We start from the raw sequence: 24,596 nt of genomic DNA, 5'->3' as shown, positions 1-24,596 counted from the left end.
GATGATGTTCAGGCAAAGATGTCATCGAGCTCATAGAAGACGCCGTCCGTCATGCGCACCGTGCCTTCCTGCGGCTCGAGTACGATGACGCGTTCCTCCGTCTTCGGATAGAAGCGCGTGCTCATGACGATATCACCGTCATTGAGGAAGAACTCCAGCGAGGAGCGGTCCTCATAGACGCGCAGCGAGAGATGCGTCGCACCGGCCGGAAGCTGCGCATAGCGCTCTTCCTTGCGTCCCGTCGCGGCCGACTTGCGCACGAGCGTCACAAGCCCGCTCTTCTTCTCGACCATCAGCGAGACCGTATCGTCGAAGCCTGCCGTGAAGTGGACAGCCAGGCCCTCGGCCTCCTTGAAATCAAATTCTGCGCAGAACTCGCCCGTCTCATACGACCAGTCGGTAAGCGGCGTCTCCTCCGTCATGACGAGGTCTTCTGTCGTATGCGCCGCCTTGCGCAGAGCCGTGAGTTCCTTGGCGGGCGGCGTCACCAGCTTGTCATCGCGGTAGTGCAGCTCGCGCGGCACCGTCATCTGACAGGACCAACCATCCGCCTGCTCCGGCATCGCGCTCTCCCACATCGCGAGCCAGCCAATCATCACACAGCGCCCATCCGGCGTCTGCGTGACCTGCGGCGCATAGAAGTCAAAGCCATGGTCGAGCCGGTGCATCGCATCGTGGTAGAAAATACCCGAAGCGTAGTCCATCTTGCCGAGCATCGATACGGACTGGTGCAGGTTGAGGTAGCGCTTGCCCTCCGGCCGGATGCCCTGCGGTGAGAGAATCAGCGCCTCATGGCCGTCGAACTCGGCAAAGTTCGGGCACTCCCACATGAAGCCCTGGTTGCCGTGCGCCTTGGCCATCACGTGCAGGAACTTCCAGTTCAGGAGATCATCCGAGACAAAGACGAGCACCTGGCCCTTCTCCTCCGCCGTCTGTGCGCCGACCACCGCATAGTAGCGGCCGTCATGCTCCCAGACCTTCGGATCGCGGAAGTGGTGATCTTCACCCGTCGACACACATTCCGGCAGCTTGATGACCGGATTCTTCTCCGACTTCTCGAAATGGATGCCATCGACACTGACAGCGATATTCTGCGTCTCGATGCGGTCCGGCTGGCCCGGCTTCTTCAAGAGGTCAACGTGACCCGTGTAGAGGAGGTAGAACTTGCCATCCTTCTCGATGCCGCTGCCCGTGAAGCAGCCGTCTGCATCGTAGGGATGATCCGGGAAGAGCGCGACTGGCTGACGCTCCCAGTGCACGAGATCCTTGCTCGTCACATGTGCCCAGTGCATCGGCCCCCACTTGGGCTCGTACGGATAGTGCTGGTAGAAGAAATGGTACTGGCCGCCAAAGAAGGCAAAGCCGTTCGGGTCATTGCACCAGCCGACGCGCGGCGCGATGTGGAAGCGCGGATACCAGCGCTTGTTGACCTTGGATTCATTTGCCGCGATGAATTCATCCGGCGTGAGTTGTTCCTTTTCCTCTGACATAGTTGACATATTGCTCACCTCATATATCGAATCGGTTCGATGTTGAATAAAAACGAAGCGAACCAGATATAAAACCGGTTCGATGTTTATATTCTAGCGTATTGACTATTTTTTGTCAATAGTTTTATCATATTCTGTTGTTTTGACGTCCTCATCAAAATAAACTGAACATTTGTTTTAAAATAAAATGACACCTAGAGAAGTAGGTGTCATTTCCTCCCCCTGCGGTATCTTCCTGGAAAGGGGATTGTATCAATACCGCATCACCGCAGAGGGTACGGCGACACGGGAGAGGACAATCAGCGAGGAATGTCCGGTGTCGGACGGAACGCATTGCGTTTGCGATCCAGGACAACCTGCGACTCTGTTCCAGAATCCAGGACGATATTGGCGCTCGACTCCTCCGCCACTTGGACGGTGACAACGGGGAATTCTTCGGCATCCTGATTGGAGATCATCGCGCCGACCTGGGCGGCAAAACACGCAGCTGCTGACGTATCCGCAGCAGCTGCCGCCTCAGTCGCCGCCACGATGTGGTTTGTTGCAACGTAATTACCGTGACCGGCCGCGAGGTAGAGGATGACAGGGCTGGTGCCGACTGGCTTGATGTACGGCGTATCGATAATCTCCGAGAAGTGGTTGGCAACGATGGAATTGTTGTTGCCCGACACGCGCACCAAGCCGTAGTCATCCATCAGGCCATTGTCGTGCATCTGCATCGGCGCCCACGGCTCGCGCGCCCGGTAGAAGTGATTGGCCGCTACGAGATTTTCTGAACAGCAGCCAGACAAGATGAGCATGCCGGGGTAGAACGAGTGAAAGCGATTGCTCGTGACCGTGGAGCGTACGACGTTCTCAAAGTGGACCATGCTCGTGCCACGCGGGAAGATATTGTTGTCTGCGATCAACAAGCCGCCAAAATTCTGCGCGTATATCGAATAGCCGCGATAGCCGGCGCCCATGAGGTTATCCGTGATCTTGGAAGCCTGACCCGCACTGCGCAACTCAATGCAGTTGCCGCACTCCGCAATGAAGTTGTCGTGGATTGTCAAGGCATCGGCATTGTGGATGACCAGGCCATGCTCGAGATAGATGAAGCCCATGTTCGTGACGCGGAAGGAGTCCTGTGCACTAGCGATGTAGATACCCGTCTTGCCGTTGAGATACGTGTTCTCCGGGATATCCTCGCCTGTACCATCGTCCACGAAATGGAGACCGTCAATGCAGAAGCCCACGAATTCAACAGAGCTGATACGCGGGTTGCCCTCGCGCTTGACCACGAAGGCAGCACCAGCCGTCTCATCGTCCGGATCAGCCTCCAGATTGACGAGGATGCGGCTGCCGCCCGGCCAGAGCTCGTGCATATCTTTCCAATTCTTCTCGGGGATGTTGAAACGGATGCTCGACGACACGAAGCCGTGGCCTGAGCCCTCGATCCGCAGGTAGCTGATGTCGATGAATACCTGCGTGCGCAGATGGTAGTCGCCCGACGGAATGTAGATGACAGCGCCAGGTTTGCCGCATTCTCCGTCATGATCTGTAGAATCCTGGCGCTTCTTGATGTCCGCGATAATGTCGTTAATGACAGCGCCGATGTCCTCATGGGCATCGCCATGCGGCCACTCCGTTACGTTGTAAAAGTTTTCTGCTGTTTTATCCATTCTATCTCGATCCATAAAAAAATCCTCCTCTTTCTTTTTGCATTGTTATCATATCTATCACAAAGCGATCATAACGTTATCGTAACGCCACCGCATCAGCAGTATACATGCGGTGCAGCGATTCGCGCACTGTGCGCTCAAGCGGTTTTCGCACCGGCTTGCACATATGCCGACTTCTTGTCCGAGACGAGCGTAAGGCCGCCGAGTATTGTGAATGTCAGCACGATTGCACCGAGAATGACGTAGGTGTGTGGGAAGCCGATTTCATCATAAAGATGGCCTGCCACTGGGGAAAGCAAGAAGATGCCAAACTGGCAGGACAGATGGAAGCAGATCAAGTACAAGACGGAAGCAAAGCGGTTATCGAAGTTGCGGGCGATGTACTTGAAGATCGACACGAGCAAGACCGGAAGTTCCAGCGCATGCATGAGCTTGATGGCCGAGATGCCGTAGACATCCGTGATGAGGCCCGAGCCAAACATGCGGAACGTCATGATAGATGCCGCGAGCAAGAGGCCGCGCTTCGCGCCAATCTTGTTGACGATGACCGGTGCAGCAAACATGCCGGCAGCCTCCAAGAAGACCTGCAGCGAGTTGAGATAGCCAAAGGCCGCATCGCCTTCCGCCTGCGTTGGGAAGAGCGAAGCGTAGTAGATGGCGAACTGCTGATCGAATACGGCGTAAACGCAGGAAGAGCCGAACAGGAAGATGATGAGAATCCAGACATTGCGGATTTTCAGGAGGCCGAGCGCCTCGCGCACTGTGATATTGATCTTGCTGTCTGCCACAACATCCTGATGATTGAGCTTCGCGCTGTACAGAAAAATGAACATTAGGATGGCGCCAATCGACGAAAAGATAAAGATCAGGCTAGGGTCCTGATTGAAGCCGACGCCAGCGGCAAAGACGCCGACGGCACCGCCAAGCGAACCCCACATGCGCGCGCGCCCAAATTCAAAGCCATGCGAGCGACCTGCCTTCTCGATGTACGACTCCACCGCAGCACATCCTGCATTGAAGGCTACGCCGAGGTAGATTGCGCCGAGGATGGCGCCGATGTAGAAGTGGCTGGCCAACAGAGGCTGGTAGACGAACAGGAAGAACGGCGCCGTGAAGAGAATGCAGGCATTGATAAAGTAGAGCAGGTTCTTGCGCATGCCCAAGCGGTCAAGGATATAGCCGTAGAATGGCTGCAGTGCCATCGTGACCGCCGCATTGAAGCCGAAAATTGTGCCGATCTGCACGCCGCTCAAGTGATTGACCTGTTTGAGCCAGATTGGCAGGAACGCGTTGAACACGAACCAACAAAAGAAGAACATAAAGCAGAAAAAACTGAGCATCCAATAAAGTTTTTGCTTCATCGGTATCCATCCTCTCATCCCAACGTGATTATCCAATATGATTTACGATAATTTTGACGATATCAAACCGGTTCGATATCATCTCTCAAAAAATCGAATGGGTTCGTGTCGACATCGAACCGATTCGATACACTGATTATATTCTGTTTAAATCTATTTGTCAATCATTTTATCGATATTATTTTTCTTGTTACTGTTCTTAAAATCGTCTGAATATTTATTTTATGTCTTCTACCATGCAGATAAGCGGAATCTATGATAGACTTGAAAGTAGATACCAGTCAGAAAGGATGCGTCGTGTATGGCCAAGGCAAAGATCAAGGATGTCGCCAAGCTCGCTGGCGTCAGTACCAGCACGGTTTCCCTCGTGCTCAACCACAAGGGATATGTGTCAGAACTCACGAAGAAGAAAGTCGAGGAGGCCGTCGCTGCGCTTCACTACGTGCCGAGCGAGGTTGGGCGCAATCTCTCGCTCAACCGCACGAACCTCATCGGCGTCATCATCCCAGACATCGCTCATCCCTTCTTTGCGGCCTTGCTGCACGAGATCGAGATTGCGCTCTACGACTGTGGCTACAAAACGATGATCTGCTCGACGGGAGAGAAAAAGAACGCAGAGCTCGCCTTCCTCGACATGCTGCGCCGCCACACGATGGATGGCCTGATCATCGGTGCCCATGCCCTCCATCTCGAGCACTATCAGGAAGTCGATCTGCCCATCGTCGCCTTTGACCGTTTCCTCAGCGACGAGATTCCCATCATCCGTGCCGACCACCATCAGGGCGGGCAGATGGCAGCCAATGCTCTCTTGCAGCGAAGCCCACGCCATGTCGTGCAGATCACGGGCGCGCCGACCGTCCACACGACGGCCCATGAGCACGAGGATATTTTTGCCACTTGTATCAAGGATGCAGGCGTGCCACTCGATAGCATCGTCATGCCAGCCAATGCCTTCCGCCCGGAGGATTTCGCCAAAGCCGCCCGCGAAGTCTTCGAGCGCTACCCCGATGTCGACGCCATCTCCGGCACAGACCTCGGCGCCATCTGCGCACTGCGCGAGGCCAGCCGTCGCGGCCGCCGCTGCCCCGACGACCTCTCGATTGTCGCTTACGACGGCACCTACCTGACGCGCCTCGGCCCGCAGACCCTGACAGCCGTCGTCCAGCCCGTCCCCGCCCTCGGCCAACGCGCCGCCGAAGCCATCGTGCGCCGCATCCGCCACGAAGCGCTGCCCTCTCTGACGCCGCTCCCCATGGCCTTCCAAGAGGGCGAAACTTGCTGACTCGTCCCGAACATGCACAGAAAAAAGGCTATCCCCGAGCAGACTTGCTCGAAGGGATAGCCTTTTATGATGCGGTGATTCAGTTCTTCTGGTCCATGACAGCCATCGAAGCAACAATGTCGTTCTCGCCGGTCGACATGAGCTTGACGCCCTGGGTATTGCGGCTGATGACGGAGATGTCGGAGATATTCGTGCGGATGACGATGCCCTCCGTCGTGATGAGCATGAGCTCCTGGTCTGGGTGGACGACGCGCAGTCCGATGACATCTCCCGTCTTCTCCGTGACCTTGAGGTTGATAAGCCCCTTGCCGCCGCGGTTCTGGGCACGGTACTCGCTCGTCTCCGTGCGCTTGCCGTAGCCCTCGGCCGTGACCGTCAAGACCTCAGCGTTCGGCGAGAGCGTGTCCATGCCGATGACCTCATCGCCGTCGTTGAGGCTGATGCCCTTGACACCGCGGGCCGCGCGGCCCATCGAGCGCACATCGTCCTCGCCGAAGACGATGGCCATGCCCCACTTCGTGCCGAGGATCATGTCGCGCTCGCCGTCCGTGAACTTGACGCCGATGAGCTCGTCATCGTCATCGAGGTTGATGGCGTTGAGGCCGCCCTTGTGCAGGTTCTTGAACTCGACGAGGCTCGTCTTCTTGACGATGCCTTTCTTCGTGGCCATGAAGAGGTAGGCGTCCGGATTGAAGCCCTTGACCTGGATGACCGCCGTGATCTTCTCGTCCTTCTCGAGCTGCAGCAGGTTGATGATGGCCGTGCCTTTCGCCGTGCGGCTCGCCTCTGCGATCTCGTATGCCTTGAGATGGTAGACGCGGCCGCGGTTCGTGAAGAACAGGATCGTGTGGTGCGTCGTCGTGATCAGGAGATTCTCGACGAAATCCTTCTCCTTCGTCGGCATGCCCTTGACGCCCTTGCCGCCGCGGTTCTGGCGGCGATAAGTATCGAGTGCCATGCGCTTGATGTAGTTGTTGTGCGTCAGCGTGATGACGACGTCTTCCTCCGCGATGAGGTCCTCGACGTCAATCTCGCTCGTGTCGACCGTCAGGCGCGTGCGGCGCGCATCACCGAACTTCGCCTTGACTGCCTTGAGCTCGTCCTTGATAATGCCGAGGATGCGGCTCTCATCCGCGAGGATGGCCTTGTAGTCCTCGATGGCCTTCAAGACTTCCTGATACTCCTCCTCGATCTTCTCGCGCTCGAGGCCCGTCAGGCGCTGCAGGCGCAGGTCCAGGATGGCCTGAGCCTGTTTCTCCGAGAGCTTGAAGCCCGCGATGAGGGCAGCGCGCGCGATATCAGCCGTGCGGCTCTCGCGGATCGTCGTGATGACCGCGTCGAGATGGTCGAGCGCGATCGTCAGGCCCTCCAAGATGTGAGCGCGCGCCTCAGCCTTCTTGAGGTCGTAGCGCGTGCGCCGCGTGATGACATCTTCCTGATGCGCGATGTAGTAGTGCAGCACTTCCTTGAGGTTGAGGATCTTCGGCTTGCCGTCGACGAGCGCCAGCATGATGACGCCGAAGCTGTCCTGCAGCTGCGTGTGCTTGTAGAGCTGGTTGAGGATGACATTCGCATTCGCGTCGCGGCGCAGGTCGATGACGATGCGCATGCCGCCGCGGTCCGACTCATCATTGAGCGCCGTGATGCCCTCAATCTGCTTGTCGCGCACGAGCTGCGCGATCTTCTCGACGAGGCGCGCCTTGTTGACCTGGTACGGCAGCTCCGTGACGATGATGCGCGGCTTGCCGTTCGACAGCGTCTCGATGCGGGCGTTCGCGCGCATCTTGATGACGCCGCGGCCCGTCGTGTACGCCTGGCGGATGCCGTCCTGACCGAGCACGAGACCAGCCGTCGGGAAGTCCGGTCCCTTGATGACCTTCATGAGGTCGTCGATTGTCGCATCCGGGTGGTCAATGAGCATCAGCGTGCCGTCGATGACCTCGCACATGTTGTGCGGCGGGATGTTCGTCGCCATGCCGACCGCGATGCCCGACGTGCCGTTGACGAGCAGCTGCGGGAACTTCGCCGGCAGCACCGTCGGCTCCTTCAGCGACTCATCGTAGTTCGGCGCAAAATCGACCGTCTCCTTGTCGATATCCTGCAGCATGAGCTCCGCGATTTTCGACATGCGGACCTCTGTGTAACGCATGGCAGCCGCCGGGTCGCCGTCGACCGAGCCGAAGTTGCCGTGACCGTCCGCGAGCATGTAGCGCATGGAGAAATCCTGCGCCATGCGGACGATCGCATCGTAGACCGACGAATCGCCGTGCGGATGATATTTACCGAGGACTTCACCGACGATACGGGCCGATTTCTTGTAGGGCTTGTTCGAGCCCATGCCCGCCTCCTGCATCGCGTAAAGGATGCGGCGGTGTACTGGTTTCAAGCCGTCCCGGACATCCGGCAGAGCACGCGCAACGATGACACTCATCGCATAGTCGATGTATGAGTTCTTCATCTCGTGTTCCAGGTTGACCGGCACGATCTTTCCCTGACCAAAATCCACAATCTCACCTCAAAATCTTAAAACAAAAACCGTGTTTCTAGCAAAATCATTTAGCATTTTATTATACCATTTCTGCAAAAAAAAGTCCATCAGCCCCCATACTATAAGGGCTGACGGACTTCCCGTCACTGCTTGAGGACCTCCGAATAGATATAGCCCTCGCGCACGCCGGAGTCGCTGTAGGTGATCTCCTTGCTATGGAAGCGCTCGGCGAGGACCTCCGCGATGATGAGGCCCGGGATGACCGTGTGGATGCGGTCCGGCGCTGTCTTCATCAGCATCGCCGTCATATCCTCGTTGATGCCATGGTCACCCGAGAAGCGCGCGATGACCTCCGAGAGGCGGCGCGTCTCCATCTTCACATTCTCGACGGGCATCGCGTAGAGCGCATTGTAGAGCGCCGCCGCCCCCTTGAATGTGCCGCCGATGCCCGCAATCGACGCCTCGCGCACATCCGAGAAAGCTGTGGCCGACCCGATCGTCGCCTCCGCCTCCTCGCGCATCGCCTCGCACTCCGCATGTGTCGGCAGCATGCCGTGCACATACTTCGTTCGGAAGGCCAGCGAGCCGATGGGCAAGCTGATCTTCTGCTCGATCTTGCCCGAGCTGTACGAGACGATCTCCGTGCTCGCGCCGCCGATGTCGATGAGCAGGCCCGCATCCTCATTGAGGTCGTGCGTCGCACCGATGAAGTCGTACGTCGCCTCCTCGTCCCCGGAAATCACGCGAATCGGCAGCCCCGTGCGCCGCTCGATCTCACCGACAGCCGCCGCGCTGTTCTTCGCATTGCGCAGCGCCGCCGTCGTGAACGCCACGACATGCGTGATGTTGAACGAGAGCAGGAAGGCCCGGAACTCCTTGAGGATCTCCACCGCCTTGTCGATGCCCTGCTTCTGCATGACGCCGTCCTTGAGGTAGGCCGCCAGCCCGACCGTGTGCTTCTTCTTCATGAGCATCTCGACATGCGTGCCCTCGATGCGATAGATTGCCATGCGGACCGTATTCGAGCCAATATCAATCATTCCATATAACATGATTCTCTCCAATCTCATCGACCGCGGTCACGGGCTCAGCGCTTCAGCCCATTGCCCGTCAGCGGGATGACGACCTTGTAGTTGTCCGGCTTGCCGTCCGCGAAGAACTGCTCCGCTCCCGCCAGCGCCGCCGCCGACGTCATCTCGACGTAGACACCGTGGTGGCTCAAGTACTTCTGCGCCTTGAGGATGTCCTTGTCCAGCACCTTGACGACATCGCCGCCCGACGCCTTGATCGCCCGCACCATGTCCTTGAGACGCTTCGGCTGCGTGATGCGGATGGCCTCCGCGATCGTCGCGCGCTTCGGCTCAGCCGGTACCTCGTGGTACGCCTCGTAGAGCGGCGCGCACTTCGACGACTGCACCGCGACGAAGTGCGGCAGCCGCCCGATCTCCATGAAGCCGAGGAACAGCCCGAGAAGCATCGTGCCATTGCCGACCGGCATGAAGATGTAGTCCGGCACATGGTGGCCGAGCTGCTCGTAGAGCTCATGCGCCATCGACTTGATGCCTTCGAAGAACAGCGGGTTGTAGACATGCGACGCATAGTAGGCATCACCGAGATTCTGCTTGACCGCCGCGCACGCCCGCATGCGGCCATTGGCCACCTTCACGATCTTCGCACCGTACGACTCGATCTGCTTCACCTGCTCCTGCGAGATGTCATCCGGCACGTAGACCGTGCACTCCATGCCCGCAGCCGCCGCATACGCCGCGATTGCCGCGCCCGCATTGCCCGACGAGTCCAGCGCGATCTTCTTGATGCCGAGCTCGTGCAGCGCATTGACCATGCTGCACGCCCCGCGGTCCTTGAACGACCCCGTCGGCAGCAGGTGCTCCATCTTGAGCAGGAAGTCGAGATTGCCGACCTGCAGCGGCAAAAGAGGCGTCACGAACTCCCCGAGCGAAATCGTATGCTTCGCCACCGCCTCATTGGCGTCCTTGTGCAGGCGGAACATGCCGCCGCAGTCACATTTGTACGAATGTGTGTTCAATGGGTATTCTTTCTTGCAGTCTTCACAGTAGAAGTACATGCCATCGCTTCCTTTCCGACAAAAGCCACAGGCCCAGCCCGCAGCACCTTGCTATACTAAGAAAGATTCGCCACAAAGCCCCCATTCCCTCTTCCTCCTCTCAAAAAATCTCTCTCCCCTATTGAAAAGCGCCCCCATTTGTTGTAATATAGTCATGGGAGACCTACTACATCTAGTATGTGGTAGGTGGCAGAAGGTATAGAGGCGGCAAAAGCGGGAACGTTCGGTTGTTCCCGCTTTTGTATTGCGCGAAAGAAATCCTCGCTCTTTACATACGTAATAATACGTAGTATAATATAAGAAGAGGAGTGATTTTCGTGCCAATGACGCCTGCAGAAATGATTCGATTGCTAAAAAAGAATGGCTTCCTATATGTAAAAAGCAACAATGGCTCGCATCAAAAATACCATAATCCACAGACAGGACGTACCGTTTCAGTACCTTTACATGCCAAAGAATTGAAAAAAGGACTGGAACAACGCCTATTGAAAGATGCAGGTTTAAAATAAAGAAATCAACGAGGTGAGCAAAATGTCCCATAAATTTTTTTATCCCGCAATTTTTGAGCCAGAAGATGTTGGATATTCTGTTTATATTCCTGATATCCCTGGATGCGTGACACAAGGTGATACGATGGAAGAAGCCTTGAGTATGGTACAAGAAGCAATTGGACTGATGCTTGAAGATAAAACTCCCAATCAGTATCCAAAACCATCGAATCCAAAAGATGTCGTAATCACTGGCAATCAGTTTGTTATGATGGTCGAATTTGATAAACTAGCTTACGACAGAAAATACAATGCAAAGGCTGTCAAGAAAACTTTATCCATCCCTGCATGGCTGAATACAGCAGCAAAAGAGCATAATATTAATTTCTCAAATGTATTACAGAATGCGTTGATGCACGAATTGCATATCAAAGAAGCATAATAAAAAGGCATCTCTATTGAATAATTCAAAGAGATGTCTTTTTATTTTTGATGAGTCACAAAAAGCTAGGAGAAAGGACCTCAACAATACTAGCCTTTTCTGAATTCACCACCAATTATTTTATTAATTTTACAGTCTTTTTTCCTGTCGACCCTGAGCCACTGGAATTTTGTGCGAAGTAATTCTTATGATTAATTACCTGATTACTGCTGTTAATTTCTATAGTCTTTCCTATAATACTACCATTAAATGTACTGCCATTACCGTTAATAAGTATTTTCCCATTTGGAGCATATAATATCCCGTTAAACACATTTCCATTCGGTATAGTAATATCTCCATTTAATGATATCAATATGGCAAACTCATCGCCTTTAGGTTCTTTAGGTAGATTAACCGTAACTGATTTTTGAGCAATAATGACTCTGTACCACCTAGTATAATAATCCGTCCAGCCAGGATAACCACCATTGCTATTCGTCCAAAAAAATAAATCAGATGTGCCAGCATCATCATAGAATACATGATTTTCTATGCGTTCCTCAGGCTTCATTTTTCGATAGTTTTCAATTAGTTCATTTATCCCAGGATTCGCATTTCGCGATATATCTACTCGATTTACATAATTCACTAGACCAGGCCTATTAACGTCTTTCCTTATTCCATCTTCTGTAAACCCATTTCCATCTTTGTCTTTAAAAGCGAGGTAAGATGGTACCGATATGCCATTCCAATCTACGTAGTTGATTGTCCCCCATACATCCGGTGAGAACTTTTTATTTATTCCATTTCGAGTGAAATCCGGTGGTGCATTTCCGTTCAATACGTCTTTTGATGCATAGATTTTACCATTCAATGTGTTTACATTACTTCCATCAAATCCGATTCGTCCATTTGTTAGTATATTACCATTAACAATCGCACCAGTATTATCAAATAATATTGCTGAATCTTTCTTTAATCGATCATTGTTAACTTGCCAATTTTCATCGACATACCAGTTATATGGATTATCTGGTATATCAGATGCTACCAATCCATAATTAAACATATCATCAAAATTATTATTTTCCTCTTGAGATACTTTTGCTGTTGCCGTAACAGATACTGGTATCGTATTGATATCAAACAACCTTAAAAAGGATGCCTCTACGCTGCTCCGCAATGTTACATCCAATTCATCTTTTTGTTTATCCGTATGATAATTCAGCGTCTCGAACTTGTCTGGGAAGGCATCGCCTTTCTCATACGAATACTTGGTAAAATGTGGATCAAGATTCGTCTTCAGATATTGAAGGACAATATCATCGGCTTTACCGTCGTCCAGATGGTATGCTCCAGCCAGGACCGCCGCATCCGCTGCATTCTGTAACTGCGAGCGGCGCACGTAGGCGCTGCCAAAGTCAACGGCCATGCCCGTGAATGCGATGATAAAAGGCAGCAGAAAAGCCGTCAGTACCAGGATTGCCCCCTGCTGTCCGCTCCAATGTCTCTTCATGCCTGCGCCCTTCTTTCCTAAAACCGATTGTTCTCCTCTAGTATAGCAGTCCCCCCGCCCCGCCGCAACGAAAAAAGGATTGCCCTCAAAGCAATCCTTATCCGCCCGCCCAGAGCTGCGCCCTCTTCCAACGATCCGCGGCCCTTCTTCCCTCTGACGGAAGACGGCCCGAGTTTGCACCATCTACATCATCTGCAAAGCCCAGCCCGGTAGCGCAGCCTTCCCCGCGCATGGGGAAGATGCCGAGCTTGCGAGGCAGATGAGTTACCCTAGTGCATCTCTCCAGTACAATACCATGCCTTATCTTGACGGTCTCCCTCAGATGCCTTACAATGATAGAAAAGGCAGACCACTGCGATGGTCGCTACATGTCGTTGCAATCAGTCATTTGAGTAGCGACTCAGCATGATCCGAATGACCATCCGCTGCTACAGCAGTAGGATGGTCTTTTCATTTTATCATGCAGCTCACGCTTGGAGGGGTAGTATGCTAACAGAATTCGGAGTGACGAACTTCAGAAAATTTTCACACTTACATGTAACAGACCTATCAAAGCTGAATCTGTTCTTTGGCGTCAATAACGTCGGCAAGACATCCATACTGGAGGCAGTCTTTCTCTATGCCTGTGGCGCGAATGTCAGTCCGTTCCTGAATTACATCCTGCCGCACCGCATCAAGGAGAACAACAACTTCAAGATCAGCAGCCCATATCAGGTGGCAGAGCTTGTATTGAATACCTTCCATGACACGACCGCCGAAAAAGGGATGCAGTTTTCCTTTTCTGGCCAGATAAACGGGGAATCCGTTAACGTCGACTATACCTTTCAGCCCGACCAGATTTTTGCAGACCTGATCCCGAACCAAATGGGCATTTTTGAAGCAAGTGACCTGGGGCAAAAGCAACCGGAACTGCATATCGAGATCCCGATGGGGCCTCAAGGGCTGACCATCCCCATCCGCAAAGTATCCATGGGCAATTGGACGGTCAAGACCACGAAGGACGCGCCGATGACCTTCGCCATGGAATACCCTGATTTCTTCCAGAACACTCTGTCGAAGAAACCCCTGATTGCCGCCAAGATTGACGACATCCTCGCACATCAGAACGAGGTGGAGAACAAGAAGATATACGCCGCCCTGTCGCGTCTACGCTTGCTCGACAAGATTGTCGGCGAGATGAATCAGTCATTTGCAGGACTTGGGCTGGATAGCATCGAGAACATCCCCTACCCAGACGGCTCCGAAGCAACGCTGAGCTGCCGCTTTCAGGACAAGCGCATCCTGCCGCTCTACATGCTGGGCGACGGCGTGCGCCGTTGGTTCAACATCATCGGCAACATGGCCGTCTACCAGAGAGCCATCCACTGCATCGAGGAAATCGACGTAAACTTCCACCACGATTCACAGCGCGAACTCTCGCTCCAGCTGTACCAATACGCGAAAATGTTCCACAATCAGATCTTCACGACATCCCATAGCGAAGAGTTCCTGTATTCCTTCCTGATGGCAATACGCGACAAAGATGAAGCAGAGCGCACAACCTCCCTGACCGATGAAGTGCGCGTCATAACCCTGCGCAATGTCAATCAGACCGTGAAAGCACGCACCCTGAACGGCGCCGAAGCCTTAGAAGCCATGGACAATGGACTGGAGTTACGAGTATGAACGTCATTATTTTATGTGAAGGCGAAACCGACCAGATCATCCTGAGCGAATATTTCTGCCACATGTACGGATTCCATTACCTGCGGCCAAACAAGCGCGACAAAGGATGCTGGCCGACAGGCTGCCGGTACGCCCACGAAGATATTACAATGGATATCGTATACGTCGGCGGAAACCAGTTTTCTGAATACATCCAGAAAATCCTGAGCATCAATCGCATGAACAGCGGCTTCGCCTACTCCCATGTCGCCGGCATCAGTGATCACGACAGCGATACAGAAATCCAAGAGCGCTGGAACAGCATAGCTGAGACGATTTCGACAGCCTGCCATTGCGATTTCCAGATTGCAGAAAACCAATGGATAGAGCAAGTACAGCAATTGGATTTCGACGAATCCATCGCCGTACAATATCTCTTCCTGTCCATTCCGCTCGAAGGCGAGGGAGCCTTAGAGACATTCCTGCTGAATGCTATAGAGAATGAACCGGGTAACGTCTTCTTATCTCAGCAATCCAAACAATTTGTCAAAGATATCATCGAAAAGAAGACCACACTCTCCGCAGAAGAATTTAATCCAAAGTACCTAGCGAAACGAAGGACGCAGATCAAGGCCCCTTTGGCCGTCTTCTTCGCCCTTGCATGGCCCGACCGTGCCTTTACCGATGCCAAGGCATTGCTCCAGGAAGTCCCCTGGGAAAAGTACAAGCAGATACAGACATCTTTCCGTGCGTTTGAGATTTTCAAAGTTGACCAATGAATCCCAAGTAACCCCAAAGACCTCTTTCCCCGCTCCGCAGTTCCCCTTCTCCCTGACGGGAGACGGCCTGACAAAGTCTCAGCCTTGGTCCACGCGATTAAGACGGATTTTGCATCCTTTGCGGATCTGCCCCTACCATGACTAGCATTGCAGGCTGGTTGCGAGTATAATAGAAGATGATACGTTCGACGTTCAAATAGACAACAACGAGTTGGGAGATGAAAACAGATGTGGAAACAGAAAGGACAGGGTATCGTTGAATACGCGTTGATACTGGCTTTTGTTGTGGGCGTAGGGGGTGTACTCTACTCCAATACGAGCGGAAGCTTTGTGAATTCCATCCGCTCTGTTTTCAGCAATGTCAATACCATGATTGATCCGGCCACTACAGCCAAGGACATCATTGAGCGGCTCCGTGAGGGACGATATGGACAGTATAAAGAATTGGCAAAAGAGCTAAAGGACAACCCATCTTCTCGGATGACGATTGCTTCAGACAGTGCAGCTGGACAGGAACTGGCCCGCAAACTGAACATCCAGACCCCAGAAGGGGATGGATGGTTTGTGGACCTTCATACAAATGGGATGTATGTAATTACTTATTATGCAGCAGATGCCAACAAATTGACCTACTCTGCGCTGAAAGAAGATTATAAGAACAATACTTCGCAATATTATAATCCGAAAAATGACAAATATAACCGTTATCCTACTAAAGTAACTATCTATGAAGGGCTGTATAACGGCACGGGTAAGCAGTTATACCTTAATCAGACCACGGGGCATGTAGGCCCGGCAGCTGATGGTAGCGGAATGAGTATCTATCCTGGCTCCTACTGACCGATGGATTTACAATCTAAGTGCAACAGCTCCTAGACAACCAAATCAAGAATTCTCATGGCACAAAACGCCCCCTCTAAGGATGTTAACCTTGGAGGGGGCGTTTGATTTCGATAGAATGCTATCATTATGAAAGATTTATCGGTAGTGTCAAGATTCTTTCGCAAATTCATTTCATCCGCCAGTAAATATCGGCATCAAATGTATGGATTTTCCTCGTCAGCTAGCTGCTCAATTTCCATCTTGAATAGATGTTCCATGTCCATATAGCGCTTCGAGATCCATTCTGAGGCGGCAACATGGCGAAGTCTGACACAGACGATCATCAGCGCACTGTTGCCGTCAGGAAATGTACCAATGGCCCTTGTACGGCGGCGTATCTCGCGATTCTCGACCGAGCATTCACGGCGTTTGTAGCGTTCGATGATAGCCGTCTCGAACTGGATGCCCTTGAGTTTGGGCACGCGCAGCTTGATTGCCTCCTTACGAATTTGGTGTGGTAACTTAATTGTACTAGCGGCAATAGACTATGTCTATTTTTTATGAAATTGAATTTGCGAAATATATTTTACCTTATCTTGTACTTCGAAGACTACGGCATCACGGGAAACGGCGTCACAAGAAAGGCAGCGAAGAACATCGTGGCAAGTTCGTCATATCGCCCCCATCGAAGAGCGTCCTGCCAGTGCAGCGAACCGTTCCGTCCGTGGCCACTGGGAAGCGGATACTGTGGTGGGCAAGCAAGGAAAGGCATGCCTCGTCACGCTGGTGTACCGGAAGAGCCGGTACTTGCTTGTTGGAAAAGCCATGAGCAAGACCGCCGCTGCCGTCAACCTCCGCACCATCCATGGGAGCGCGGGACCAATGAAAACACCAATGGGCTTTTACGGGAGTTCTTCCCGAAAGGCAAGGACATCACGGATACGCCAGAGGATTACATCCAACGGAAGTACCATGAGTTGAACCTGCGCCCTAGGAAGTGCCTTGGCTACAAAACACCATATGAGGTCTATTTCTCAAAGGTGTTGCACTTAGCTTGACAATTCGCCAGGCATAGTTAAGTGAACTGGATATGAAGTTTTTTCCCCATGCCAGCAGCCAGTCTTCTTAGTGTGCGTAAGGAAGGATTTGCATTGCCGCGTTCCAGTTTACTGATATCGGATTGTGCAATGCCGGTCCTTTTGGCCAGCTCTTGCTGCGTTAGTCCAGCATCCTTTCTGGCATCGATCATGGCCTGTATGATTTCAAACTCAGGCTCCAATGCATCATATTCCTTTTTAAATTCCGGATCCTTCATCTGTGTATTGAGAAAATCGTCAAAGTTCATCATGCATCTTCACCCTTTCCATGTAATCTTGGCGATATCGTTTTGCCCGCTCAATCTCTCGCCGTGGTGTCTTCTGAGTTTTCTTTACAAATCCGTGCGTTAATATGATCTCTTGCCCGATAACAAAGAAATACAAGACACGAGAGATGTTACTGCCAACCTTTGCCCGCAGTTCAAAGATCTTGTCATCCAATTCCTTGGAATATGGCTCCCGAAGCTCATTTCCATTATCTGATAGGAGTTGAATGGTACGTGCCATCTTAGCACGCATCTTAATATCGAGATCTAAAAGAAACTCTTCGGCAGGACGTTCGCCATTGGCCGTTTCATAAAAAGAAATCGTAAACTTCTTCACTACATACTCCTTTTATAGGATATATCCCATAAATATGATATCATATTTGCAAATCTTTATCAAGAAATGAGTGCGAATTATACGCCAGAGGATTACATCCAACGGAAGTACCATGAGTTGAACCTGCGCCCTAGGAAGTGCCTTGGCTACAAAACACCATATGAGGTCTATTTCTCAAAGGTGTTGCACTTAGCTTGACAATTCGCCCGCAGTTGGCCAGGCCGCGCCCAGTTGGTTGTCAGTTCGCGCATGCACGTAATGATACAAGACAGCAAAAAAGTCAGGCACGATGATTTCGGGCCTGACTTTTATTTTAGTTCTTTGATTATGAAGGTTTGCCCTTTCTGGAGTCCTAGGGCATCTGCCTGGCCAGCTGTCATCTCGAGAACACTGTGGGCGTGCCAGCAGGCGGAGAGGCCTAGCCAGGGGCGCAGGTGGCGGGTAATGCCCGTGAATGCGATGATAAAAAGCAGCAGAAAAGCCGTCAGTACCAGGATCGCCCCCTGCTGTCCGCTCCAATGTCTCTTCATATCTGCGCCTTCTTTCCTAAAACCTATCGTTTTCTCTAGTATAGCAGTCCACCCGCCTCGCCGCAATCGGCTTCAACAGATGCTCCGTTTCCGCTTTCAACGGATTCAGCGCCTTATCGCAGACCTTCTCTTAAGATATCGCATAATGCTATCTGAAAATGACAAATTCATTATAGCATACTATAATAGAGCAAGGTTAACAAATTGTTTTGACAGACAGACTATAAAAGCGCTAAAAAACATAAGGGAGGTTTCACTCTTGCCGCAAGCTATCATCATCGGTGCCGGACCTGCGGGGCTGACGGCGGCTTATGAGCTGCTGAAGCAGACGGACATCCATCCGATTGTCCTTGAGCAGGAAGATTTTGTCGGGGGGATCGCCCGCACGATGGTCCACAACGGCTGCCATATCGACGTCGGTGGCCATCGCTTCTTCTCGAAGAACCCGCGAGTCATGGCGCTCTGGAAGGAGCTGCTGCCCGTACAAGGTGCACCTTCACTGGATGACCGTCGTCTGCATCGCGACTGCGAGCTGCAGCAGGGCGGACCGGATCCGGAACAGACGGACCGCGTCATGCTACTGCGCACGCGTCTCTCACGCATCCGCTATCTCCATCATTTCTTTGCCTATCCTGTATCGCTGAGTGCTGAAACGATACGCAATCTTGGGTTCGTGCAACTCCTCAAAGTCGGCATCAGCTATCTCTGCGCCTGCCTCCACCCGCGCGAGGAGAAGAGCCTCGAGGACTTCATGGTCAACCGCTTCGGCGAGGAGCTCTACCGCATGTTCTTCCGCGACTACACCCACAAGGTCTGGGGGCGCTATCCCGACGCCATCGATGCCGACTGGGGCAGTCAGCGCATCAAGGGCGTCTCCATCCGCAAAGCCCTGGCCAATCTCTTCAGCAACAAGAATACAAGCGAGAAAGAGACATCCTTCATCGACCGCTTCCTCTATCCAAAATACGGCCCAGGGCAGCTCTGGGAGACGATGCGCGAGAAAGTCGAGCAGATGGGCGGCGAAGTGCGCCTCAAGAGCCGCGTCATCCGCCTGCTCGGCACAGGTGAGAAACTGACTGGCGTTGTCATCGAGACGCCAGACGGAGAAGTGACGCTCGAAGCAGACTACATGTTCTCCAGCATGCCCATAGCCGAGCTTGCCGACAAGCTGCCGGACGGTGCGCTGTCCGACAGAGTCAAGACGATGGCTGCGCAGCTGCCCTACCGCGACTTCATCACGGTCGGCATCCTCGCCGACAAGCTCAGCCTGACCAATGAGACAGATCAGCCCACGCTCGGCAATATACCGCCCGACTGCTGGATCTACGTGCAGGAGCCGGACATCCGCATGGGCCGCCTGCAGATCTTCAACAACTGGTCGCCGTATCTCGTACCGGACCCGGAGCACCAGGTCTGGCTCGGCCTCGAGTACTTCTGCAGCGAGGGCGATGCGCTCTGGCAGATGGATGACAAGGACTTCATCGAGATGGCCATCGATGAGCTCGCCAAGATGGGCATCATCGAGAAGGAACATGTCAGAGATGCCGTGCGCTACCGCATCAGGAAGGCCTACCCTGCGTATTTCGATGCCTATGAGGCGTTCCCAGCTGTGCGCGCCGAGCTCGACGGCATTGCCAATCTCTACTGCATCGGCCGCAACGGCCAGCACCGTTACAACAATATGGACCACTCCATGATGACGGCCTTCGAGGCCGTGCGCAACATCAGGGAACATCTTCTCAACAAAGAGAATGTCTGGAATGTCAACACGGAGAAAGACTACCAAGAGACACAGACTGCAAGAAAGGATGAACAAATGAAATGAACTCTGCCAATCTCCTGCAGCGAGAGCGGAAGACGCTGTTCTTCCTGTCCATGTTCATCGGACTGCTCTTCATCTCCCGCTCCCTCGACAACGATATCTGGTTCCTGCTGAGCCATGGCCGCTACGTCGTGCAGTACGGCTGGCCGACGACCGACCCGTTATCCATGCACGAGGGACTCGACTTCGTCATGCAGCAGTGGCTCAGCGCCGTCATCTTCTGGAAGTCCTACGTCATCGGCGGGGAATCCGGCCCGATTGCCGTCGTCTACGTCGTCAGTACGGCCATCATCTGCGCCTATTACCACCTGCTGCGGCTCATATCACAGGGCAATCGCAATATCGCCATTGCTGTCACAGCCTTTGTCATGGTCTTTGTCTGTCCCCTCTTCATGGTGACACGCCCCCAGATCTTCTCCCTGCTCATCTTCATCCTGACCGTCTATCTGCTCGAAAAATCTACCCAGCACATCTCATGGCAACGTTATCTCGCGTTCTTCCTGCTCTCTGCCCTATTGATCAATCTCCATGCCGCCATGTGGCCATTGATGGCCATCCTTGTCGTGCCGTATCTGGTCGAAAAAATCGTCCGACTCGATAAAAAAGGGTATTTCCTGCATCAGATTGAGACAGGCTGGCGCTCCTATGCCCTGCTCCTGTGCCTCATACTATGCGCTGGCTTCCTGAACCCATACGGTATCGATGCGATGACATACACATCCCACTCTTACGGGGTCAAACTCATCAATACGATGGTCACAGAAATGCATCCAGTGACCTTTGACAATATCTTGGGAAAGATTGCCTTCGCACTGATGGGCTTCCTCATCATACTGTTCACAAAAGAAAAGTTTTCCCTTCATCTAGTTCTGATATCCTTCGGCATGATGATCCTGGCTCTATCTGCCAATCGCAGTTTAGGCTTATTCATGACACTAGGCTTAATCCCTGTAGCATATTATTTCCGTCATTGGCAAGGCATGCCTGAAGCAGACACCAAAAACATCAAGATCAATAAGCGTTTCTGTGTAATCATGATGATCCTGATTCTAGGCACATACGGATACGGCCTCTATCAATCCAAAGTATCTCTGCTTCACTCCTTAGAACAGGTTCCTCTCCTCATCAAAGCCACTATCTTTTTCATCACTCTGCTGACAGCCATCATCGAGCTGCGATATGGCAGGATAAAGCGAGTGCGTTCGCTCCCCATCAGGCTCTTGATTCTCGGCACGGTAATCCTGACCATGACGAGCCTGACATCGCTGCTGAAATCCACAAAACCAGCAGACCCGATTGCCAAGCAGGCCGTAGAGTACATCCTTGCCAATGATAGTAGACCTGACATCGTGATATGGACAGGCTATGCGCCAGGAGATTACGCAGAGTTCCGCGGGCTGCGTCCTTATATTGACCCACGCGCTGAGGTATTCCTGGAGGTCAATAATCACCAAAAGGACATCCTGCAGGAGTACTACGACTTAATATCAGCGGCCATATCTTATCAGGAATTCCTATCCCGCTACGATTTCGACTATCTGCTGACAGAAAAGGGCGACCTTCTCTACACATATCTCAACGAAGACCCCAATTATGAGCTCGTGCTCGAATACGAGGGAAAGTCATTTGGGCAGGACAGCGGTGTCCGGCTCTACAAGCCCATAACAAAATGACACAAAAAAATCAGGTGATGACGGTAGTCAAAACCTGATTTTTTATTGCTCGTATGGAGTCTGGAATACTTGTCCAACCTTCAGTCCCAGCGCATCCGCCTGCCCGGCTGTCATCTCCAGGACGCTGTGGGCGTGCCAGCAGGCGGAGAGGCCGAGCCATGGGCGCAGGTGGCGGGTGATCTTGAGGATCCTGCCCTGCTTGTCGAGGTAGACGGCGTCGATGGCGAATCGCATGAAGCACATGTGGATACTGTTGCACGGTGCGATCAGCAGGGCCGTGGCGGGCGGCAGGGGGCGGCGCATCATGAGGCCGCAAAAGCGCTGCCAGAAGGTTGTCGCCAAATGAACGGTGAGGGTGATATTGGAAGATTCGATGATGAATGTTTTTGTCTGCATAATGGCTTCTTTCTCGGAGTGAACCACACCGCTTCGCGGTCCCCCTTCTCCAGAGGAGAAGGCTTTAGAGATTCTTGAGCAGATACAGCAAGCTTGGCACGAGGGTGACGACGAAGATGGCAGGGAAGATGAAGAGGACGAGCGGGAAGACGATCTTGACCGGGGCTTTCATGGCCTGGGCTTTGACGTACTGACGGCGGCGTTCGCGGATGTTGTCGGCCTGGTTCTTGAGGGTCTTGCCCATGCTCGTGCCGAGACGCTCGGCCTGGATGATGGAGGTCATGAAGAGCGAGACGTCCTCGAGGCCGCAGCGGTCGGCCATGCTGCGCATGGCGGTGCGGCGCACGACGCCCATGCGGATATCGTCCTGCATGCGGCGGCACTCGTCGATGAAGGGGCCCTTCATGCGCGCGGTGATCTTCGACAGCGCGGCATCGAAGGAGAGGCCCGCCTGGACGCTGACGCAGAGCAGGTCGAGCACCTCCGGCAGCTGATGCTCGACCTGCTTCTGGCGACGCTGAATGGTCGTGTTGAGGAAGACGACGGGCATCAGGCCGCCGAGGATACCGAGCAGGAAGACCAGCATGGCCTTCTGCACGGGCGCATAGGAGCTGTTGTGGAGCATCACGAGCGCGAAGAGCCACATGACAACAGCGCCGAGCAGGCAGCTGCCGAAGAACTCGGCAATGCTCCACTCGCGCGACTTGCCCGCGAGCAGCAGCCGCTTCTGGATGATGGGGCGCAGCCGCAGCGGCGTCAGGGCCGTGGAGAGCGCGGCGAGCATCTGCTTGAAGCCGCCCGCCTGCTTCTTCTCTTCGGGCTGAGCAGCGCGCGGCTGTGCAAAGGGCTCGCGCTCCTCAGCGAGCGTTTCCAGGCTCTCCATGCGGCGGCGCACGGTCGTCTGTGGCTCGACCTTGCTGCGGATGAGGCCGAGCAGCACGAGGAACAGCAGCGCCGTCACGGAAAGTACAAAGAGCAGCTTCAGCATCGTCTCATTCCTTTCTCACATTCTCCAATCACAACTCAGAACCGGCCGCCCTCGAAGGCGATGTCGTTCGCCCCTGCAGGGGTGAAGAAGCCCTCGGGCAGCTTGATGCCGCTGACCTCGAACTTTTCGAGGAAGCTCGGCTGCAGGCCCATCGGCACGAAGTGGCCGAGGATCTTGCCGTTGCTGTCGAAGCCGGTCTGCTCAAAGCGGAAGATATCCTGCGTCGTGATGGTCGTGCCCTCCATCTTCTGCACCTCGGTGATGTAGGTGATCTTGCGGCTGCCGTCGCGCAGGCGCGCCTGGTGGATGATGAGGTCGATGGCCGACGAGATCTGCTCGCGGATGGCGCGCTCCGGCAACTCGAGGCCGGACATCATGACCATCGTCTCGAGGCGCGAGAGGACATCGCGCGGGCTGTTGGCGTGCGCCGTCGTCAGCGAGCCGTCGTGGCCCGTGTTCATGGCCTGCAGCATGTCGAGTGCCTCGCCCGTGCGGACCTCGCCGACAATGATGCGGTCGGGGCGCATGCGCAGGGCGTTGCGCACGAGGTCGCGGATGGTGATGGCGCCCTTGCCCTCGAGGTTGGCCGGTCGCGCCTCAAGCGTCACGACGTGCTGCTGCTGCAGGCGCAGCTCGGCGGCATCCTCGATGGTGACGATGCGCTCGCCGTCGGGGATGAAAGACGAGATGACGTTGAGCGTCGTCGTCTTACCGGAGCCAGTGCCGCCCGAGACGAGGATGTTGATGCGCGCCTTGACACAGGCGCGCAGGAAAGTCGCCATCTTCTCGTCCATTGTACCGAACGAGATCAAGTTGTCGACGCTCAGCGGCGTCTTGGAGAACTTGCGGATGGTCAGGCACGGGCCGATGAGCGAGAGCGGCGGGATGATGATGTTGACGCGCGAGCCGTCCTCGAGGCGCGCATCGACGAGCGGCGACGATTCATCGACGCGGCGGCCGAGCGGCGTCAGGATGCGCTCGATGATGTTCATGAGGTGCGCCGTGTCGTGGAACTTCGCATCCGTCAGCTCGAGCTTGCCCATGCGCTCGACGAAGACCTGGCGCGGCCCATTGACCATGATCTCGGTGATGGAATCGTCCTTGCGCAGTGCCTCGATCGGGCCGAGGCCGAGCACCTCGTCGCGAATGTCCGCGATGAGCCGCGGCTTTTCGCCCTGCGGGATGGCAAAGGGATTCTCGTCGAGCACGCGCTGGCAGTAGTCGGTGATCAGCGTCTCGACCTGATGCGGGTCCTGATGCACCGAGGTCAGCATCAGCTGCTCCTCCGGCGTCATCTCATCGACAATGCGCTGATGGATACGCTGCTTGACTTCCTGATACGAGCGCTCCGCCGCCATGTCCTGGCTGTCCTCACGGGCCCCAAAGATATTGACCTGACGGTTCTCACCAGCCGCCCGTCCCAGGCGCGTCAATAATGACATCGCA

Annotated in this window: 21 protein-coding genes and 2 pseudogenes; 9 read left to right on the top strand and 14 right to left on the bottom strand. The window is 53.9% G+C overall.

Features of this window, described 5'->3' with window-relative positions; genetic code table 11:
* Positions 1–8: 8 nt before the first annotated feature.
* The 3 genes from B2X55_RS05180 to B2X55_RS05170 all read right to left on the bottom strand — a co-directional run bounded on the left by B2X55_RS05180 (position 9) and on the right by B2X55_RS05170 (position 4,512).
* Positions 9–1,499 (bottom strand): glycoside hydrolase family 32 protein, encoded by a 1,491-nt coding sequence (locus tag B2X55_RS05180; RefSeq protein ID WP_286821156.1) that lies wholly within the window; start codon positions 1,497–1,499, stop codon positions 9–11.
* A gap of 290 nt (positions 1,500–1,789) precedes the next feature.
* The gene (locus tag B2X55_RS05175; RefSeq protein WP_286821155.1) at positions 1,790–3,166 is read right to left on the bottom strand and encodes a NosD domain-containing protein; all 1,377 of its coding nucleotides are present in this window, start codon (positions 3,164–3,166) and stop codon (positions 1,790–1,792) included.
* 122 nt (positions 3,167–3,288) lie between these two features.
* A complete protein-coding gene (locus B2X55_RS05170; protein ID WP_264293538.1) occupies positions 3,289–4,512 on the bottom strand; it encodes an oligosaccharide MFS transporter in 1,224 nt (407 codons plus the stop codon).
* A 301-nt stretch (positions 4,513–4,813) separates the two neighbouring features.
* On the opposite strand from B2X55_RS05170, the gene B2X55_RS05165 reads away from it, so the two are divergent.
* Complete coding sequence (locus B2X55_RS05165; protein WP_286821153.1) at positions 4,814–5,794, top strand: LacI family DNA-binding transcriptional regulator; 981 nt, start codon at positions 4,814–4,816, stop codon at positions 5,792–5,794.
* A 79-nt stretch (positions 5,795–5,873) separates the two neighbouring features.
* Here B2X55_RS05165 and gyrA read toward each other — a convergent pair whose 3' ends face one another.
* The 3 genes from gyrA to B2X55_RS05150 form a co-directional block, all read right to left on the bottom strand.
* Positions 5,874–8,300 carry a DNA gyrase subunit A gene (gyrA, locus tag B2X55_RS05160; protein ID WP_036378147.1) on the bottom strand — a complete coding sequence of 809 codons (2,427 nt, stop codon included), beginning with the start codon at positions 8,298–8,300 and terminating at the stop codon, positions 5,874–5,876.
* 125 nt (positions 8,301–8,425) lie between these two features.
* Positions 8,426–9,322: an exopolyphosphatase gene (locus B2X55_RS05155; RefSeq protein ID WP_349678230.1), complete on the bottom strand. Its 897-nt coding sequence runs from the start codon at positions 9,320–9,322 to the stop codon at positions 8,426–8,428.
* Positions 9,323–9,369: 47 nt separating this feature from the next.
* Positions 9,370–10,368, bottom strand: a complete 999-nt coding sequence (locus B2X55_RS05150) for a pyridoxal-phosphate dependent enzyme (protein ID WP_286821149.1) — start codon at positions 10,366–10,368, stop codon at positions 9,370–9,372.
* A gap of 323 nt (positions 10,369–10,691) precedes the next feature.
* Here B2X55_RS05150 and B2X55_RS05145 point away from each other — a divergent pair, with 323 nt between their 5' ends.
* Both B2X55_RS05145 and B2X55_RS05140 read left to right on the top strand, forming a co-directional pair.
* Positions 10,692–10,877, top strand: coding sequence for a type II toxin-antitoxin system HicA family toxin (locus B2X55_RS05145; RefSeq protein WP_286821148.1), 186 nt, complete (start codon positions 10,692–10,694; stop codon positions 10,875–10,877).
* Between the two features lie 22 nt (positions 10,878–10,899).
* Entirely contained in the window at positions 10,900–11,298 is a 399-nt protein-coding gene (locus B2X55_RS05140) for a type II toxin-antitoxin system HicB family antitoxin (RefSeq protein ID WP_286821178.1), read from the top strand.
* A gap of 115 nt (positions 11,299–11,413) precedes the next feature.
* Here B2X55_RS05140 and B2X55_RS05135 read toward each other — a convergent pair whose 3' ends face one another.
* The gene (locus B2X55_RS05135; RefSeq protein ID WP_286821147.1) at positions 11,414–12,796 is read right to left on the bottom strand and encodes a Tad domain-containing protein; all 1,383 of its coding nucleotides are present in this window, start codon (positions 12,794–12,796) and stop codon (positions 11,414–11,416) included.
* Positions 12,797–13,282: 486 nt separating this feature from the next.
* Between B2X55_RS05135 and B2X55_RS05130 the strand changes: the two genes are divergently transcribed.
* The 3 genes from B2X55_RS05130 to B2X55_RS05120 all read left to right on the top strand — a co-directional run bounded on the left by B2X55_RS05130 (position 13,283) and on the right by B2X55_RS05120 (position 16,059).
* The gene (locus tag B2X55_RS05130; protein ID WP_286821146.1) at positions 13,283–14,461 is read left to right on the top strand and encodes an AAA family ATPase; all 1,179 of its coding nucleotides are present in this window, start codon (positions 13,283–13,285) and stop codon (positions 14,459–14,461) included.
* Positions 14,458–15,219 carry a DUF3226 domain-containing protein gene (locus B2X55_RS05125; RefSeq protein WP_286821145.1) on the top strand — a complete coding sequence of 254 codons (762 nt, stop codon included), beginning with the start codon at positions 14,458–14,460 and terminating at the stop codon, positions 15,217–15,219. The genes B2X55_RS05130 and B2X55_RS05125 overlap by 4 nt, the downstream gene beginning before the upstream one ends.
* Positions 15,220–15,447: 228 nt before the next feature.
* Positions 15,448–16,059 (top strand): Flp family type IVb pilin, encoded by a 612-nt coding sequence (locus B2X55_RS05120; RefSeq protein ID WP_286821144.1) that lies wholly within the window; start codon positions 15,448–15,450, stop codon positions 16,057–16,059.
* Positions 16,060–16,256: 197 nt separating this feature from the next.
* On the opposite strand, the pseudogene B2X55_RS05115 reads toward B2X55_RS05120, so the two are convergent.
* Positions 16,257–16,448 (bottom strand): annotated as a pseudogene (locus B2X55_RS05115) (IS256 family transposase); the annotation flags it as partial.
* Between the two features lie 447 nt (positions 16,449–16,895).
* Between B2X55_RS05115 and B2X55_RS10865 the strand changes: the two are divergent.
* A pseudogene (locus B2X55_RS10865) lies at positions 16,896–17,099 on the top strand (transposase); the annotation flags it as partial.
* 17 nt (positions 17,100–17,116) lie between these two features.
* Here B2X55_RS10865 and B2X55_RS05105 read toward each other — a convergent pair.
* The 3 genes from B2X55_RS05105 to B2X55_RS05095 all read right to left on the bottom strand — a co-directional run bounded on the left by B2X55_RS05105 (position 17,117) and on the right by B2X55_RS05095 (position 18,271).
* Positions 17,117–17,389, bottom strand: coding sequence for a helix-turn-helix domain-containing protein (locus B2X55_RS05105; protein WP_286821143.1), 273 nt, complete (start codon positions 17,387–17,389; stop codon positions 17,117–17,119).
* Positions 17,376–17,741, bottom strand: a complete 366-nt coding sequence (locus tag B2X55_RS05100; protein WP_286821141.1) for a type II toxin-antitoxin system RelE/ParE family toxin — start codon at positions 17,739–17,741, stop codon at positions 17,376–17,378. Before B2X55_RS05100 ends, B2X55_RS05105 begins: the two co-directional genes overlap by 14 nt.
* Positions 17,742–18,049: 308 nt before the next feature.
* The gene (locus B2X55_RS05095) at positions 18,050–18,271 is read right to left on the bottom strand and encodes a hypothetical protein (protein ID WP_286821140.1); all 222 of its coding nucleotides are present in this window, start codon (positions 18,269–18,271) and stop codon (positions 18,050–18,052) included.
* A 259-nt stretch (positions 18,272–18,530) separates the two neighbouring features.
* Here B2X55_RS05095 and B2X55_RS05090 point away from each other — a divergent pair, with 259 nt between their 5' ends.
* Positions 18,531–20,096 carry an NAD(P)/FAD-dependent oxidoreductase gene (locus B2X55_RS05090; RefSeq protein WP_286821138.1) on the top strand — a complete coding sequence of 522 codons (1,566 nt, stop codon included), beginning with the start codon at positions 18,531–18,533 and terminating at the stop codon, positions 20,094–20,096.
* Positions 20,093–21,766 (top strand): hypothetical protein, encoded by a 1,674-nt coding sequence (locus tag B2X55_RS05085; protein WP_286821137.1) that lies wholly within the window; start codon positions 20,093–20,095, stop codon positions 21,764–21,766. Before B2X55_RS05090 ends, B2X55_RS05085 begins: the two co-directional genes overlap by 4 nt.
* A 42-nt stretch (positions 21,767–21,808) precedes the next feature.
* Here B2X55_RS05085 and B2X55_RS05080 read toward each other — a convergent pair whose 3' ends face one another.
* The 3 genes from B2X55_RS05080 to B2X55_RS05070 all read right to left on the bottom strand — a co-directional run bounded on the left by B2X55_RS05080 (position 21,809) and on the right by B2X55_RS05070 (position 24,592).
* The gene (locus B2X55_RS05080) at positions 21,809–22,162 is read right to left on the bottom strand and encodes a DUF192 domain-containing protein (protein WP_286821136.1); all 354 of its coding nucleotides are present in this window, start codon (positions 22,160–22,162) and stop codon (positions 21,809–21,811) included.
* A 64-nt stretch (positions 22,163–22,226) separates the two neighbouring features.
* Entirely contained in the window at positions 22,227–23,150 is a 924-nt protein-coding gene (locus B2X55_RS05075) for a type II secretion system F family protein (protein WP_286821134.1), read from the bottom strand.
* Positions 23,151–23,185: 35 nt separating this feature from the next.
* The gene (locus B2X55_RS05070; protein ID WP_286821133.1) at positions 23,186–24,592 is read right to left on the bottom strand and encodes a CpaF family protein; all 1,407 of its coding nucleotides are present in this window, start codon (positions 24,590–24,592) and stop codon (positions 23,186–23,188) included.
* Between the last annotated feature and the right edge of the window lie 4 nt (positions 24,593–24,596).

This window comes from Mitsuokella sp. UBA4253, assembly GCF_002395285.1.
GTDB classification, from domain to species: Bacteria; Bacillota; Negativicutes; order Selenomonadales; family Selenomonadaceae; genus Mitsuokella; species Mitsuokella jalaludinii.
Note: the sequence above shows the minus strand (reverse complement) of the source record. Positions and strands in the feature narration are given on the sequence as shown.